Below are 16,581 nucleotides of genomic sequence, written 5' to 3' on the forward strand. Positions count from 1 at the left end.
ACACCGGATAAGGCTCCCCCACTGCCAGTTAGGGCGAGCCCCCGCCGGTACAACCCTGGCTGGGAGCGGTCCGGCCCGCGCCGAACCCCCACCCAGCACGGCCCCGGCCCGGGAGCGCCATAAGATGGCGGGCATGCATAGTTCTGCCTCCGCCGAGCGGTCGCGGCGCGGGCAGCGCCGCTCACCCCGCCCCGCCGCCCGCTTTACGCCCGCCCAGGTGGCGGCGCGCGCCGCCGCGGTGCCTGCCATCAGCTACCCGCCGCAGCTGCCGGTCTCGGCCAGGCACGAGGAAATCATGGCGGCACTGGCAGCGCACCAGGTGGTGATCGTGGCGGGGGCGACCGGTTCGGGCAAAACCACCCAGCTACCAAAGATGTGCCTAGAACTCGGACGCGGGATCAAAGGCCTGATCGGCCACACCCAGCCCCGGCGCATCGCCGCCCGCTCGGTTGCCGAACGCCTGGCCTTCGAGCTGGATACGGAGATCGGGCAGACTGTCGGCTACCAGGTGCGGTTCACGGACGAGGTGGGGCCGAACACCCTGGTCAAGCTCATGACTGACGGCATCTTGCTGGCCGAGGTGCAGCGCGACCCGCTGCTGCGCCGCTACGACACGATCATCGTTGACGAAGCGCACGAACGCAGCCTCAACATCGATTTCATCCTCGGCTACCTGGCGCGCCTGGCCCCGCAACGCCCAGACCTGAAGATCATCATCACCTCGGCCACGATCGATGCGCAGCGTTTCGCCGACCACTTCTCCCAGTTCACTGCCGAACCGGTGCCCATCATTGAGGTCTCGGGACGCACCTACCCGGTGGAGATCCGCTACCGTCCCCTGCTGCCCGAGTCAGCAGACGACGCGGACGAAACAGAGGAGACTGACAGCTCAACCTCGCTGCTGCCCGCCGACCCCGCCCGCCTGGACGGCGGCGAGATAGCGCCCGCCGAGGAAATCGATCAGGTCACCGGCATCCTGGGGGCGGTCGACGAACTGCTGGCGGAGGGCGACGGAGACATCCTGGTGTTCCTTGCCGGGGAGCGCGACATTCGGGACACACACCGGGCACTCATCGACCACTTGGGGTCTCGCTACGCCCCGGAGGGGGCCGCGCGGGCGGTGCGCCCCGACGCGGTGGAGGTGCTGCCGTTGTTCGCCCGCTTGACGAGTGCCGAGCAGCATCGGGTCTTCGCTCCACATTCGCGGCAGCGGATCGTGTTGGCCACCAACGTGGCGGAGACGTCGCTGACGGTGCCGGGCATTCGCTACGTCATCGACCCCGGCCTAGCCCGCATCTCTCGCTTCTCGCACCGCACGAAGGTGCAGCGCCTCCCGATCGAACCGGTCTCGCGGGCCAGCGCGGATCAGCGAGCCGGGCGGTGTGGACGGGTGGCGGACGGGATTGCCATCCGCTTGTATTCGGCGCGCGATTTTGCCTCCCGCCCCGAGTTCACCGAGCCGGAGATTTTGCGCACCTCGCTGGCGAGCGTCATCCTGCAAATGACCGCCCTGGGCCTGGGCAGGGTGGAGGACTTTCCGTTCGTGGACCCGCCAGAAAAACGGGCAGTGCGCGACGGGGTGGCGCTGCTGACCGAGATCGGGGCGCTGGAACTGGACGGGGCCGAGCCGCGGCTGACAAAGATTGGTCGCCGTTTGGCCTCCCTGCCGATCGATCCGCGCCTGGCCCGCATGCTGTTGGCGGCCGCCGAGTTGGGGTGTGCGGCCGAGGTGCTGGTGATCGTGGCGGCCCTGTCGATGCAGGATGTGCGCGAGCGCCCGGCCGAGCGGGCCGCCGAGGCCGACGCCGCCCACCGTCGTTTCACCAACCCGCACAGCGACTTCCTGACCTACGTGACGCTGTGGCGTTATATCCGCACGCAGCAGCGGGAGTTGTCGGGCAGCGCGTTTCGCCGCATGTGCCGCGCCGAGTTCTTGCACTACCTGCGGGTGCGCGAGTGGCAGGATCTCGTCACGCAGTTGCGGAGCCTGGCCCGGCCGCTCGGCTTGCAGCTGGCGCCGCTCCCCCTGCCGGACACCGAGGATTTGGTGCGTGCCGCGCTCGCGGCCGGGGAGCTGACGGGCGGGGCGGGCACGTCGTCGGCGGTGGCGGCGGCTGTCGTGCAGTTCGCGGCGTCGGCGCGCGGCGGGGATCCCGACGCCATCCACCAGGCCCTCTTAACTGGCTTGCTGTCCAACATTGGTTCGTGGGACGAGCGGCGCAGCGAATACACGGGGCCGCGTGGCACCCGGTTCGTCATCTGGCCGGGTTCGGGGCTGGCCAAGGCGAAGAAGAATCCCAGCTGGGTGATGACCGCGGAGCTGGTGGAGACTTCGCGCCTGTTCGCTCGCACCGTGGCGCGTATTGACCCGGGGTGGGTGGAGAAGTTGGCGGGGCCGTTGCTGGCCCGCTCGTACGACGCACCCCACTGGTCCAAGCGCAACGGCGCGGCCATGATCAACGAGAAGGTCATGCTGTATGGACTGACGTTGGCGGCGGGCCGCCCGGTGTTGCTGGGGCGGCTGGGCAGTGAACTGATCGGGGACGTGACGGCCCAGGAGTTGGCGCGCGAGATGTTCATTCGCCACGCCTTGGTGGAGGGGCAGTGGCACGGGCGGCACGCGTTCGTGGCCGAGAACGCTCGCCGGGTGGCGCAGGCCGAGGAGGTGGAGCGGCGCTCGCGCACGCACGGGCTGGTGGCTGACGCCGAGGCCCGCTGCGCGTTCTTTGCCGCCCGGGTGCCGCCGGACATTATTTCGGCGCGTCACTTCGATGCTTGGTGGAAGACTGCCCGCCGCCGCGAACCCGACTTGTTGACGTACCCGCCGGAGTTGCTGGCTCCCCGGGGGGCGGGCGTGGAGGGGTTCCCTGACGTGTGGCGGCAGGGCGAGCACGAACTGGAGTTGCGTTACGAGTTCACGCCGGGGCGGCACGACGACGGTGTCACTGTCGTCATTCCCGTCGAGGTGCTGCCGCAGTTGACCCCGGCGGGTTTCGACTGGATGGTGCCGGGGCTGTTGAACGAGCTGGTAGTGGCTACCGTGCGGGCTTTGCCGAAGGCGGTGCGCCGGGAGCTGGTGCCCGCCCCCGATGTGGCCGCCGCGGTGGCCGCCTGGTTGCGGCAGCGCGGCTACGGCCCCGCCGGGGCGGGCTTTGGTGGAGAGGTATTGTCGGCGGCGGACGCGGCGGACCCAGCGACGGCCGGGTCGAACGCGGCGGAGGCCGGGTCAGACGCGGCGGGGGATGATCTCGCCCCGACCGGAGCGGATGCGGCGCGCAGCCAAGGGGCGACCGCGGGCGCTGCTGGGGCCGGGGCCGCTGGGCCTGGGGGCGCCGACGGCGGCCGAGCGGGCCGCGTGACCTTAGTGCCGGGCAATTCGATGCGCGACGCCTGGGCCGCCTTGCGGGCCGAGGCCGAGGCCCGTGAGGCAGCCAAGGCGGCGGCTCGGCGGCAGGCGGCGCGCGCCGTCGACCCCGCGCCCGCCGCCACCGACCCGAGTTTCCGGGCGGCGTTTACCCGCGCGGTGCAGGCCGTGCGGGGCGTGAGCATCCCGGAGTCCGCGTGGCGCTCGGTGTCCCTGCCCGCCCACCTGACGATGACTTTCCGGATCGTCTCCGGTCGCGGGGCAGTGCTTGGCGAGGGCAAGGACCTGGCCGAGCTCCAGCGGGAGCTGGCGCCGAGCGCCCGCAGCGCCGTCCGGCAGGTCGTGCGCGGGGCGCTGGCATTGGCGTTGGAGGAGGCCACCGCCCAGCGGGCAGCCGGGCAGGCGCAACGCAATGCTGCCCGCAAGCCGGGGAAGGGCGAGCGCGCCCAGCGCCCGGGAGCCCCGGGCGGACCGGCGGCGGAGCCTGCCGCTCCGGCCGTTCCCGCCGCGGACGCCGCGGCGGCTGCCGCGCCTGCCGGTGCCCAGCTGCCGCACCAGGGGGAGGTCGTGCAGGCCACCGGCCTGACTCGCTTCCCGGATGCGCCGCTGCCGCGCGTGGTCAGCCGGTCCGTCGGCGGGTTGACCGTGCGCGGTTACCCCGCCCTGACGGCCCAAGCGGGGGGCCGGATGGCCGACGTCGTCGTCCACTCGACGCAGTCCGCTGCCCTGGCCGCCCACCCGGGCGGGCTGCGGGCACTGCTGCTGGCGCAGCTGGAGCTGCCGGTGGCGCGGGTGACGAGCCGGTGGTCGGGAGCGCAGGCCCTGTCGCTGGCGGCCAGTCCCTACCCGCACACCGAGGCGTTGGTGGCCGATGCCCAGTGGGCGGCAACGGGCATCGTGCTGGATCAGTGGGCACAGCGCACCGGGGTCGCGTTAGACGAAGTGCGGGACGCCCAACAGTTTGCGCCGCTGCTGGACTTCGCCCGCCAGGCGTTGGAGGACGAGGTCTATCGGGTCCTGCGGTGGTGCGCGGCGGCTTTCGACGAGGCACGCGCCGTGGACAGGGCGCTGGCGGCCACTAAGTCGCTGGCTTTGCTGGGGGTGGCCAGTAGTGTGCGGGAGCACGTGCGAGGCCTCTTGTCGCCGACCTTCCTGCGGCAGGTGCCGGTCGGGCAGCTGGTGCATCTGCCGCGCTACCTCAAGGGCGCCTTGCGGCGATTGCAACGCGCCGAGGGTGATCCGCGCGCCGACGACCAGGCGGCCTGGGTCATCGACCAGTTGACCGAGGAGCTGGAGGCCGCCCGCGCCGCCGCAGCGGGGGACGACGCCCGCCAGGCCTGCCTAGAGCAGGTGCGGTGGCTGATTGAGGAGTTGCGCGTCAGTCTGTTCGCGCAACAGCTGGGCACTCCCGTGAAGGTCAGCGAGAAACGAGTGCGGGCGGCGCTGGCGGCCTGCTGACCGGGGCCGCGCCGGTGGGAGCCGATCGGACGCCGGGTGGGCGTCTCAGTGTATACAGTGAGCCCCTCAGTGAACTACACTGAGACCGTCAGTGTATACACTGAGAACATCACTGTATACAGTGAGCCCCTCAGTGAACTACACTGAGGCCGTCACTGAATGCACTGAAGGCAGCGGCGGGGCCCGCTGGGCAAATAGCCCACGAGGAGCCCAAAAACAACCCCCTTGTCCCACGTTTCCCAGACAGGGCACGGAAGGAGTGTCAGTGAGCAGCAACGACATCGATTCCTACGTGACGAGCACGATCGCCCGCCTCCGCCTGCTGGGAAGTGACGACTCTCGAGTGGAAGTAAAGTCTGCCGCGAAGGGCCTGCCTAAATCCACCTGGGAAACAGTCTCTGCATTTGCCAACACCGAGGGCGGCATGCTGATATTCGGCATCGACGAAGAGCAGGGATTCTCTCCGAGCGCCACCTTCGACCCCGAGGCGATAGTTAATCAAATAGAGGCGGGCTTACGCGCGGGGGCAGACGCGAAGGTCACTCCTCCACCACCCCACGACATTCAGACCGCAGTCTTTGAAGATTCTCCCGTGGTGACACTCGAGGTAGCTTCCCTCCGGGAGGATATCGGCGCCCAGCTCCCCTGTTTTGTGACCAAGAGGGGCATTAAAGATGGAAGCTATAAACGGGTGCATGACCAGGACAAGCGCCTATCCCCTTACGAGATATACAGTCTGCAAAACCTGCACCTGCCCACCGACACCGACAGCCAAGCCGTCCCTGATACCAGCTTGGCGGACTTGGCTGAAGAACAGGTGCAAGCGGTATTGCGGACGCTTCGTTCCCAGGGCTCTCGCGCGCTGGATGGCATTGCGGACGGTGACATGGCGGCCGCCCTGCAACGCATAAACATCCTAACCAGTGCTGGCGACTGCACACTGGCGGGCTTTCTCTCTCTCAGCCGTTACCCGCAACAGCGCTTCCCCCAGCTGACTGTGGATGTGGCCAGCTATCCAACCACCAGGAAGTCTGCAGAAGCGGGAGTGCGCACGCTGGATCGCCGCACATGTGATGGCCCGCTTCCACTCATGATCGAAGATGCGGTTCACGCGGTGGCCAGAAACCTAAAACATAAACGCCGGATTGTGGGAGCTGAGAGCGAAGACGTGCTCGAGATCCCACTAGAGGTTCTCCGAGAAGCAATCACTAATGCCGTCACCCATCGGGACTACTCTCCACTGGCGACCGGGCAGCAGGTCGCGGTCGACATATACCCCGACCGGGTAGAGGTTATTAACCCAGGAGGTTTGCGAGGCACACGCACCATCGCCAATATCGATGAGGGTCGTTCCGATTCCCGCAACCCCAACCTGGCAAAACTCCTCACTCACGTACCCAGTGCCAGCAACGCTGGCCCAGTTTGCGAGAATCTGGGTTCCGGCGTACCACGCATGATGAACGCCATGCGCGAGCACGGTCTACCCACCCCCGATTACACGCACTCAACTCTCGAAAACGTGCACGTGGTGCTGCATCGCTTCGGCCTGCTCGACCCAGAGATCAACAGCTGGCTGGCCAGTTTGCCAAATAGCCCACAGGACGAGGGACTACGAAAATGTTTGGCGCTGACGAAACGAGATGGGAGCATCTCTGTCCCCCAGCTGCGCCAACAGCTGGGACTAGATTCCGACGTCGCCCGCGACATGCTCTCCCAGCTAGTTGCTGACAACCTGCTCATTGGCCGGGGCGACGGCCCCTTCACTCTGGCCGCCCCGTCCCAAACGCTAGCGAGTAGCGGACTGCGGTGGGCGGTCCTCAACGCGCTCAGCAAGCGGGAGGCGCGCACGATCCACGAGGTGGCACAGGAGACTGGAAAGTCCCCCGGTACTTTGCGGCCGGTGCTGCGCGCCCTGGTAGCAGCTGGCCTGGTGCAGGCCACCGCGCCACCGTCCAGCCGCAACCGGGCGTACCTGCTAGCCAGCGAGAATACTTCGACGCTGGGAGCCACCGATCAGATAGACGCATGACACGAAAGTGCACTCTCGCGGAAGAGAGACACGGACAAATCCCACGCATGCACACTCCATGCTCGAAAGCTCGCCAACACAGGCAGAGCTTGAGTTAGGGTTACCTAAATACCCACAGGGAGAGGGCCACAGTGAGCGACGCTTGGGAAATCTACGACCGGTTAATCGAACCCATTCCGGCTGGGGTGCGGGTGGACAGTGCCGGGGTGGGCGAGAAATGGTGCTGGGTCCTCAGCAGTGAGGGTGGCCTCGGTGTTGCCCTGAAGATGCCCCTCACCACCCGCCCGGCTCGCTTGCCCTTGACGGAGCTGACTGGTCGCGACCTGCGGGAAGTCGCCCAGTTGGCGAAGAGCTGGAACTTCTTGGAGGCGGGACTCGGCATGGCGGCCATCAACGCCTGGTGGGGCCAGCCGGAGCGGGTTGCCGCCCACGGCTACCAGCCGTGCGTCGAGAACAATTGGGCCCGGACCTTCCACGCCTTCCAAGACCAGACGGCAGGCAAACGGGTGGCGATAATTGGCCATTTTCCCTTCGCCCCGGCGGCTCTGCCGCACGTCGCCGAACTGGCCATCCTGGAGCGTTTCCCCGTGGCGGGCGACTACCCCGACCCGGCCAGCGAATATCTGCTCCCCGCAATGGACTACGTTTTCATCACCGGCTCGGTCTTTGTCAACAAAACGGCGCCGCGCCTGCTAGAACTCAGCCGCGCCGCGCACACGGTGCTGGTGGGCCCCTCCACGCCTGCCGCGCCGTGGCTGCACGAGTACGGCGTGGACGAGTTGACCGCGTTCGTTACCCACTCCCCCGCGCCGATGAGCCGCATCTTGGAGTCCGGGGTGCACGACGGCTGGTACGCCTACGGCCACCGCATGCAGCATCTGCCCACCTGACCGCGTGAACTCGGCCGGTCTGGGGACCAAACCTCCCAGCCGCACCAGGGGCCAAGCCTCCCGCCCCGCCTAGCTAACGACGCTTGCCCCCGTGGCGGCGGTGACGCTCACGCGGGAGGCGAAGTTGGCGCCCGCAAAGGTCGCCCCCGGGCCGAATTTGGCCGTGTCGAAGGAGGTGAGTTGCGCGTCCAGTAGGTCGTCGAGGTAGCGGGGCCGCTGCCGTCCGGGCAGGAAGGTTGTGTCGCGAAAATCGGCGGCAGCTCCCAGGCGCGCGCCGTAGAAGCTGGCGGCCAACTCGAAACGTGCGGCACGGAAGCAGGGGGCGGCAGCGAACCGGGCGAACGGGAACATGGCGTAGCCGCGAAACACGGCCCGGTGAAAGCTCACCTCCGGGCCAAAGCGGGCGGACGAGAAGTAGGTGTCGGAGGGCGGCGGCTGATAGCCGTCGACCGCCGGGCCGCCGGGCGGCGCTGCGGCGAAGAGACAATCGGAGAAGTCAGCGCGCGCCCCAAAGCGACTGTGGGCAAAGGTGGTGCGGCGGGCAAAGCTGGCCTGCCGGAAACTGGCAGCCGCACCGAACTTCGCCTGCGAGCAGTCGACCGCGGAGCGGAAGCGGGCCGACGAAAAGTCCGGCCCATCCCGGAAGGTTGCCCCACGCAGTTGCACCTCGCCGTCCAACACGGCGCCCGCGAAACACACGGGCCCGGCAAAGTAGCAATCGGCCCAGTTCACGTTGGCCGTCAAGTGGACGCCGCGCAGATCAAAGCCGCACTGTGCCCAGGACGACGCGGGGACTACGGGTTCCTTCGGCGCGGCGCCCGCCGACGGCACCCCCGTCGCCGACGCGCTCGGCTGGCGACTGGCGGCTCGCATAGCCCGCCCCCGCGCCAGATGCCGCGCGATCTCGGCTAGGACGAGGGCCTGCACGGGGTCGGCCGGGGCGGAGACACCAGGCTCCGCCGTCCTCGGGGGCACCGCGCCTGCCGCCACCGCGTTATTTTCTTGCGGCGCCTCGGCCCGCACCGTCCCCGGCCCTGCCGCCGTCCCGGCGCGCAGGTGGGCGCACAGCAGGTCAACCACGCGCTGTTTGTAGCGACCCTGGTAAGTGTCAGCAATTGCCACCAGCTCCCGCACTGCGGATAGGCGCGCGGGGGTGGCCGCAGCCCCGCGCGTCAGCTGTTGTTCGGCCGCCTGCAGTCGGCATGCGGCCGTGCGTCGCCGGGCGGGTGCCAGCCGCAGCCAGCCCGCGGCCAACCAGCTGGTCAGCTGCCGCCACCGCGCAGTCATCGGCCTCCTCCCACGGGTGTCGTGGCGCGCGGGTTAATCTCGGCACCCCGTCTTGGGGCCGGGCTCTTTGCTCGTCCCATACGCCAGTTTCTAGCAGAATCATCCCGCCGCCGACGCCGACGCCCGCAGCCTGCGGATCCGCCGCGAGCGCTGGCCCCCTGTGCCCGCGCTGCACAGCCCCTCCTCTGCGCCCACCCAGGTTTCCCGCCCCGACACAGCGGCCGCGTCCCGGGGCAGCCGCCAGTCCAGAAAGACCGCTGGGCTGCGCACCGGCCGCGTCCCGGGGTGGCCACCGAATGTTGGCGGTAGGGGGCACAATGTGCGGGTGGTTGAGTTCTTTGGAGTGCGGCACCATTCGCCGAGCGCTGCCCGGTTGGTGGCCGAGAGGATCGCGCAGTCCCCGCCTGCGGCGGTCCTCATTGAGGGCCCCACCGAGTTCAACCCGCACCTGGAGGAGCTGTTCCTGGACCACGAGTTGCCGGTGATGCTCTACTCGTGGGCGCCGCTCAATCCGGATGCCCCCGAGGGCTCTGCCGAGTGGGGGGCGCGGCGCGGCAGTTTCTATCCGCTCACGCAGTACTGCCCCGAGTGGACGGCTTTGCGGGCCGCACACACTGCCGGGGTGCCGGTGGAGTTCATGGATTTGCCGTGGTTGGCGTTCGCGCAGACGGCCCGCGCCGAGAACCGCTACGCAGAGGCGGCGCCCGACGAATCCGTGGCCGCCGCCCTGGATACGTTGCTGCACGAGTTCGGGGTCGATGATCTGGCGGCCCTCTCGGACGAACTGTTCGACATTGATCCGCACTTGGACTTGCAGACCTACCAGTTGCGCGCGGGCCTGCTCGGTTCGGTGCTGCGCGGCCCGGCCGATGCGGAAACCGAGGCCCGCGAGGCTCACATGGCGGCCCGCATCGTCGAGGCCACGGACCGTTTCGGCCCCGACATTCTGGTGGTGTGCGGGGCGGCGCACATTGACGGCCTGCGCGCGCGCCTGGCCCGCTCGCCGGAGCCGGTGGCGCCTTGGTATCCCCCGAACGACGACGAGCGGTACGGCATCGCGTTGACGCCGACGTCGTACGCCGCCTTGGATGCGTTGGAGGGCTACGACGCTGGCCAACCTCACCCCGGGTTCTATGACGAGCTGTTCACCGATCGGGCCACCGGGCGGCACAACACGGCCGAGCGGCTGCTGGGCCGCGTGGTGGCCGGGCTGCGCCGCAAGAAGCAGCACATCTCGTCGGCGGATCTGATCGCGGTGCGGGCTACGGCCGGGGCGCTGGCGCAGCTGCGCAATCACCCCCAGGTGTGGCGCACCGATCTGGTCGAGGCCATCGCCACGGCTCTGGTGAAGGACGATTCCGGCAGCGAGCATCCGCTGCTGCGGCAGGTGCAGTATCTGCTGCGCGGCGACAAGGTCGGCAAGTTGGCGGCCGGGACCCGCCAGCCGCCCCTGACGGTGGAGCTGCGCACCTCCCTGGACGCCCTGGAGCTGACGCCCACGCCGCAGGGACGGCAGGAGTTGGCGGACTTGGCTACCGACGTGGGCCTGGCCCGCTCCCGCCTGGCCCACAGCCTGGTGGAGCTGCAGGTGCCCGGTTTCGCGCTGACGGCGTCGGCCGACGAAGACGGCGTGGAACGTTGGCAGGTGCGGTGGTCGCCGTCCTTCGAGGGGGCACTCGTGGAGGCGGCCCGCTACGGCGGCACGCGGGAGCAGGCGGTGACGGCGCGGCTGCTGGAGCGGGCGGCGGGCGTCGTCGACGATCCGCAGGCCGCCGCCGAGCTGGTGCTGGATGCGGCCCTGTGCGGGGTGGCCCAGCTGTCTACGAGCCTGCAGGCCCGCACCGAGACGCTGCTGGCGGCGTCGCTGAGCGTGCGGTCTGTGGCGGCGGCCGTGGCGGTGCTGATGCGGCTGTACCGCTACGACCCGATCCTGCGCGCCACTGGGCGGGCGGACCTCGGTCGCCTGGTGGCTACCGGGTTTGACCGGGGGGTGCGGCTGCTGGAGCGGCTGCAGCCGGTGCCGGAGGGCCCCGACCTGGAGGGTTTCATCACCGCGCTCCGGCAGCTGACGGACACCGCCGAGCGGGTGGGTAGCGAGCTGGGGCTGGACCGGGAGGGCTTCCACACGGCGCTCAGCGTGGTGGTGGGCGACGACCGCCAGGCCCCGACCGTGCGCGGCGCGGCCCTGGGGGCGCAGTGGCTGGCGGCCATGCGACCGGAGGAGGAGATCGCCGAACTGCTCGGGGTTATCGCGGTGCCGAGCCAGCTGGGGGACTTCGTGGCGGGGCTGCTGGGGGTGGCGCGGGAGGCGGCGCTGCGCCAACCGACCGCCATGCAGCGCCTGGACGAGCTGCTGACCGCGCTGTCTAGTGACGAGTTTTTCGATGCCTTGCCGGGCCTGCGGCGCGCGTTCAGCCGGTACACGCCGCGAGAACGCGCCCAGGTGGCTGACATCGTGTTGGGGGAAGACGCCAACGCGTGGGCGCTGTCGTTTGCGGGCAGTGTCGAGGACGCGGCGGAGATCGCGCATTTTGAGGCCGCCTTGGCGGGGGCGTTAGAGAAGTTCTTGGGAGTGAAGTGATGGACGAGCGCTTTACCCGGTGGCGCCTGGTGTTGGGCCACGGCTCGGAAAAACTCGGGGAGCTGGAGGAGGAGGATGCGGCGCGCGCGGGCGCGCTGGCCTATCTGTACGACCGCGAGGGCACGGGCGGCCGGGCGGGCGGCAGCGGGGCGTCGGCGCTCACTGTGCCGGACTGGATCAATCAGATCCACGAGCTGTTCCCGCGCCGGGTGGTGCGCACGATCGAGTCCGACGCCCTGGACCGGTACGGCATGATCGAGCTGGTGACCAACAAGGAGCTGTTGGAACGCGTCGAGCCGTCCGAGCAGCTGTTGCAGGCCGTGTTGAAGACTAAGCATCTGATGAGCGACGACGTGCTGGCCGCGGCCCGGCAGATCGTGCGCCGGGTGGTGGAGCAGCTGGTGGCCAAGCTCAAGCCCCGCATCAAGCGGACTTTGACGGGCCGCAAGGATCCGTTCCGTCGCAGTTTTTTCAAGGTGGCGGCCAACTTTGACCCTAAGCGCACCGTGCGGGCGAACCTCAAGAACTACGACGCGGCCACCGGCCAGCTGGTGATCTCGGAGCCGATCTTTGTCTCGCGGACGCGCCGCCACTCAGATAAGTGGCAGTTCGTGGTGTTGGTGGACCAGTCCGGGTCGATGGCGGACTCGCTGATTCACTCGGCGGTGACGGCCTCGATCTTCCACTCGATGCCCGCCTTGCGCACCCACCTGATCGCCTTCGACACGGCCGTGGTTGACCTGACTTCCAACATTCAGGATCCGGTGGAGACGTTGATGAAGGTGCAGCTGGGGGGCGGGACCGATATCGCCAAGGCGGTGCGGTACGCCGAGCAGCTGCTGGAGGTGCCGCGGCGCTCCATCGTGGTGATCATTACCGACCTGTTCGAGGGCGGTAACGTCACCGCGCTGCGCCAAACCGTTAAGCGACTGATTGGGGCCGGGGCGCGGGTGTTGATCCTGGGGGCGCTGACGACGTCGGGCTACGAGTCTTTCGACGAGCGGCTGGGGGCACAACTGGCCAGCTACGGGGCATTCGTGGGTGTGATGACGCCGCACGAGTTGGCCGACTGGGTGGCGGAGGTGATCGCGTGACCCGCAGCGACCTGTTGGCCCTGACTGACTTGGTGTTAGAGGACCTGACGAACAAGGGCACGGTGCGGCGGGCCCGCAAGGAGCTGGCCGGCACCACGTTCACGCTCACCACGGCCGCCGACGGCACCATCACGGTGAACAGCGACGACGGGGTGCAGTGCATCCTGGCGGCCGACCGGCCGTTCGCGGACTGGCAGTGCACCTGTCTAGCGACCTACAAGTGCCGCCACATTGTGCGTGCGATCCTGCACTACCAGGAGTTGGCGGCCACCGCAGGCGGGGCGGACGCGGGCGAGGTGGCGCCGAGCGGCGCGGGCGACGTCGGCGGCGCCGGGAGCCACGAAGGCGCGGCGGGCACGGTGGCGGCGGGCGCGACGGGTGAGCCCGATGGGGCCGCGGCGGCCCCCGCCCCAGGCCCCGGGACGACGGGCACCGCGCCGGGCGAGAGCCACGAAGGCACGGCGACGCCGAGCGGCGGGGGTGGCGTCGGCGGCGGGATGCATACAGACGAGGCCGAGGCCTTCGACCCGGCGACCATGACTGAGGAACAGCTGGCGACGTTCTTGAAGCCCACCCAGCTGCGGCAGGCCGCCCGGTGGGCGGCGCGCGGGGTCTTGGCGCACGTGGGCACGATGCGGGGCATCACGGTGGTGCGCGTGCACCACCCGGTGCCGGTGTCGGTGCGGTTCCTGGCGGGCGCGAACCTGAACTACGTGCGTTGCACCTGCCAGGACCCGGACCCGTGCGCGCACGTGGCTTTGGCGGTGACGGCAGCGGGCGGGCAGCTGTATGCCGCGTCGGGGCTGCGGTCCGTGCCGGGGGATCAGTGGGAGCCGGACCGCCAGGTGCTCGACGCGCTGGAGGGGGTGTTGGCGGAGCTGTTCACGATCGGGGCGGAGTCGGCATACCGCAACTTGCGGGGCGTGTGGCGGCGCCACAGCACCCAGGCGCGGGCCGCCGAGCTGCACCACCTGGCGGACCTCGTCGACGAGCTGCTCGACGAGTTGGAACGGTACGACTCGCGTCATCACGACTTCACGCCGTCACGGCTGGTGAGTTTGGCTGGCGAGCTGGCGGCCCGGTGTGCCTCGCTGCGCAACCCGGCCGCCACGCGGATTCCGGACCGGCTCGTGGCCGGCTCTCCGGCGGCCGAGACGCGGGTGGGCAAAGCCCGCCTGATTGGCATGGGCACCGAGCTGGTGGAGGTGGACGAGGATTGCCGCCTGGTGGCCTACCTGGTTGATGCGCGCTCTGGTGCCCCCCTGCGGGTAACTAAACGGGTGACGGACCCGGACGGGACGGAGGCCTCCCGCCTGGCGAACTCGCTGGTGGCGGGCATTTCGATTAAGCAGTGGGGCGGCGGCCAGGTGATGACGGTGGGCGGCCGCATGTTCGGGCACGGCGACTTCGCGCACACTAACCGCTCCGCGGTTGGGATGCCCGCCGGGGCGTTGGACCAGTTGGCGGCCCCGTTCCGCGTGGAGTCGATTGAGGAACTGGCGGCGCACCAGACCCGGCTACCTCCCGTGTTGGACGACCGGGCGGCGGGCGCGGACCTGGCCGCCTGCCGGGCGACGTCGCTCACCGACGTCGGCTTCGACGCGGTGCTGGGCGCGGTGGTCGCCTGGTTCACGGACGCGCAGGGCGCGCCGTTCCGCCTGGTGTTGCGCACGACGCCGCGGCGTGCCGGGGCGGTGCGGGCCACCGTGGCGTGGCTGCGCAGTTGGGCGGAGTCCTTCCCGGCGGAGGCATACGTGTGTGGGCGGTGGCGGTGGCGCGGCAACAACGCCACCGTCGATCCCTTGCTGCTGGTGGGTGACGGCGTACCGTTTCAACCGCAGGTGGCCGACGCGGTCGACACGGCGCTTGAGGTGGCGGCCAGCGAACAGCAAGACGAACTGACCTCGCCGGGGGCGCTCCTGCTGGAGTTAGATGACCGTTTAGGCGAGCTGCTGGTGGCGGGCGTGGACCGGCTTGAGCGTGATACCCGCGCCTGGCACGACTTCGCGGCCCGGGCCCGCCGGGCAGGCTCCAGCCTGGTGGCCGACGCCGTCGAAAAGTTCGTGGCGAGCATCGACCAGACGCAGGGCAGCGCCGCAGACAGAACCGAGACTGTTGGCCACCTGGCCCGCCAGCTCCTGCTGCTCACCGCCCTGGGGCACCCCCTGGCGTGATGCGGGGGGTGCCCTGGGGCGCGGTGGCTGCTGCACCCCACCGCCAGTACAGACATCAGCTACTAAAAAGTCCTTTGCCGACGGATACACATCCAAAACATGTTTTTGACATCACGCGCCATCTCAGGAGACCAAAGACTTAAGCACCCACAATACTTAAGTCCTCGCCTCTAAAGATCCCTCTCTTTAAATCGGGTCGTCTGGTCGCGGACCCTTCTCCTTGAAGTCACCAATCGCCTCTTCGAGTGTCACTTTCAAATCGTCATACTTTTCTTGCTGTTGCTCTTCGGTTCGCCGAAATTCTCGCGATACAGCAAGAAGCATTTTACTGCCACTCTCCATTTCATCACCAAACTCCTTTGCATAGTCCAAAATAATACCCGCAACTTCTGAAAATTTATGCGCTGCACCATATTGCCCGAGTCCAATTCGGGCATCTCTAGCAATCGCACCATGAAAACCCAAGTCGATGCCAGTTGCGTACAAATTTTTAAAAGCTGCAGCTATGGGCGGCATATGAGACCTTGCCACCTTATCCATATGCTCACAGTCCGCATCTATGGTTTCGGGACTATATTCAGCAGATACATCCTTGCTTTCTCTAACCTGATCCAGGGTGATCGCTTGCACCGATATGTCATACCGGTCTACATTCATAGAAATGTAACTTGCCAGCTTATTCAGATACGTCTCACACCCTTTCTCCACCTGCAGCACCTTATCGCTCAATTCCTGGAGGAGATCGACAAAAACACTTACGGTCTGCTCATATGAGCCGCCGCCCGAAACACTTACACCCCCAGCCTCACCTATATGCTTGTCTGCATCAACAACCGCATCCCCAACGGCAATCAAATTACCGACATTCACATCAACAAAAAGCTTAAACGCCGCCCTCGCCAACTTTACCACACTAAGAAAAGCTTCGAGAGGGATGCTAACCGGAGATTGAGATTTGAATGCCTCCGTAACCTTACCTACAATTTCCGGCAAGGCCCTCCGCACGGCTACTACTGCCCCCTTTTCAGCGGCAATTACACAGCCACATGCCCCCAGGGCTGCGCAAATATTTTCAGCAACCACCTTTCCCCCCTCGACAAATTTGGTACGAAAAGCGGTACCCGACAAACCCAGCCAAGGCCTCTCAGTATTTTTCATCGAATCAAAATCGGACCAAAATCGCGCCGCACTTACAAACCCCACCCCCTCCGGGAAAGTTAGATCTATCTCGTCACCCGCACCACCTTCCGCCACACTAGATCCAGCGCCCGCCCCATTGGATACTCCATTCATAAGCCCCGCAAACCGCGACAAGACCGCATCAACATCCGCCTCTTCGGGCATGCTCATCCAAGGCTTAAGAATCTCATCCATGCCATTTTTAATCTGCATAAACGCCTTAGAAAAATCAGAGTCTAGATACTCTCGAGCACCGACCACTCCCCCACTAAAATCAACCTTAAAACGCTCACCACCCCCCGAGGCCTCTTCGTCTGGCGCAAACACTTCATAATAACACCCCTCATAGTCATTCCCATCAAAATGCATATATACATCCCCTTGCCTGCCGTAATTCTGATCAGACATATACGCATCAATTGCAGCTATCTTCAGCGCAGCAATGGCTTCCTTAGAGATCACAGGCTCGGACATAACAGGCCTCCCACATCGACAACATTAGTGACACTCGCCACATTCTGCCAG

General features: G+C 67.3%; 8 protein-coding genes. 6 read left to right on the forward strand and 2 right to left on the reverse strand.

Annotation, left to right across the window (positions count from 1 at the left end):
• Positions 1-133: 133 nt before the first annotated feature.
• The 3 genes from hrpA to BSZ40_RS10645 all read left to right on the forward strand — a co-directional run bounded on the left by hrpA (position 134) and on the right by BSZ40_RS10645 (position 7,741).
• On the forward strand, positions 134-4,822 hold the full coding sequence (gene hrpA, locus BSZ40_RS10635) for an ATP-dependent RNA helicase HrpA (RefSeq protein ID WP_245794023.1): 4,689 nt from the start codon (positions 134-136) through the stop codon (positions 4,820-4,822).
• 265 nt (positions 4,823-5,087) lie between these two features.
• Positions 5,088-6,851 carry an ATP-binding protein gene (locus tag BSZ40_RS10640; RefSeq protein WP_245794026.1) on the forward strand — a complete coding sequence of 588 codons (1,764 nt, stop codon included), beginning with the start codon at positions 5,088-5,090 and terminating at the stop codon, positions 6,849-6,851.
• A gap of 131 nt (positions 6,852-6,982) precedes the next feature.
• A complete protein-coding gene (locus BSZ40_RS10645; RefSeq protein WP_073826234.1) occupies positions 6,983-7,741 on the forward strand; it encodes a Rossmann-like domain-containing protein in 759 nt (252 codons plus the stop codon).
• A 69-nt stretch (positions 7,742-7,810) separates the two neighbouring features.
• On the opposite strand, the gene BSZ40_RS10650 is transcribed toward BSZ40_RS10645, so the two are convergent.
• Positions 7,811-9,028 (reverse strand): pentapeptide repeat-containing protein, encoded by a 1,218-nt coding sequence (locus BSZ40_RS10650; protein ID WP_073826235.1) that lies wholly within the window; start codon positions 9,026-9,028, stop codon positions 7,811-7,813.
• Between the two features lie 325 nt (positions 9,029-9,353).
• On the opposite strand from BSZ40_RS10650, the gene BSZ40_RS10655 reads away from it, so the two are divergent.
• The 3 genes from BSZ40_RS10655 to BSZ40_RS10665 are packed head-to-tail and all read left to right on the forward strand — an operon-like array spanning position 9,354 to position 14,877.
• Positions 9,354-11,609, forward strand: coding sequence for a DUF5682 family protein (locus BSZ40_RS10655; protein WP_073826238.1), 2,256 nt, complete (start codon positions 9,354-9,356; stop codon positions 11,607-11,609).
• Complete coding sequence (locus BSZ40_RS10660; protein WP_073826239.1) at positions 11,609-12,703, forward strand: VWA domain-containing protein; 1,095 nt, start codon at positions 11,609-11,611, stop codon at positions 12,701-12,703. Before BSZ40_RS10655 ends, BSZ40_RS10660 begins: the two co-directional genes overlap by 1 nt.
• Entirely contained in the window at positions 12,700-14,877 is a 2,178-nt protein-coding gene (locus tag BSZ40_RS10665) for an SWIM zinc finger family protein (protein WP_073826242.1), read from the forward strand. The genes BSZ40_RS10660 and BSZ40_RS10665 overlap by 4 nt, the downstream gene beginning before the upstream one ends.
• 186 nt (positions 14,878-15,063) lie before the next feature.
• Here BSZ40_RS10665 and BSZ40_RS11735 read toward each other — a convergent pair whose 3' ends face one another.
• The gene (locus BSZ40_RS11735) at positions 15,064-16,530 is read right to left on the reverse strand and encodes a hypothetical protein (protein WP_143180961.1); all 1,467 of its coding nucleotides are present in this window, start codon (positions 16,528-16,530) and stop codon (positions 15,064-15,066) included.
• Positions 16,531-16,581: the final 51 nt, after the last annotated feature.

The organism is Buchananella hordeovulneris (assembly GCF_001907235.1).
In the GTDB taxonomy this organism is placed as follows: Bacteria; Actinomycetota; Actinomycetes; order Actinomycetales; family Actinomycetaceae; genus Buchananella; species Buchananella hordeovulneris.

Bases quoted from the DNA above. Each gene is read 5' to 3' on its own strand.
- BSZ40_RS10650 (WP_073826235.1), bottom strand. From the start codon at position 9,028: ATGACTGCGCGGTGGCGGCAGCTGACCAGCTGGTTGGCCGCGGGCTGG.
- BSZ40_RS11735 (WP_143180961.1), bottom strand. From the start codon at position 16,530: ATGTCCGAGCCTGTGATCTCTAAGGAAGCCATTGCTGCGCTGAAGATA.
- BSZ40_RS10660 (WP_073826239.1), top strand. From the start codon at position 11,609: ATGGACGAGCGCTTTACCCGGTGGCGCCTGGTGTTGGGCCACGGCTCG.
- hrpA (WP_245794023.1), top strand. From the start codon at position 134: ATGCATAGTTCTGCCTCCGCCGAGCGGTCGCGGCGCGGGCAGCGCCGC.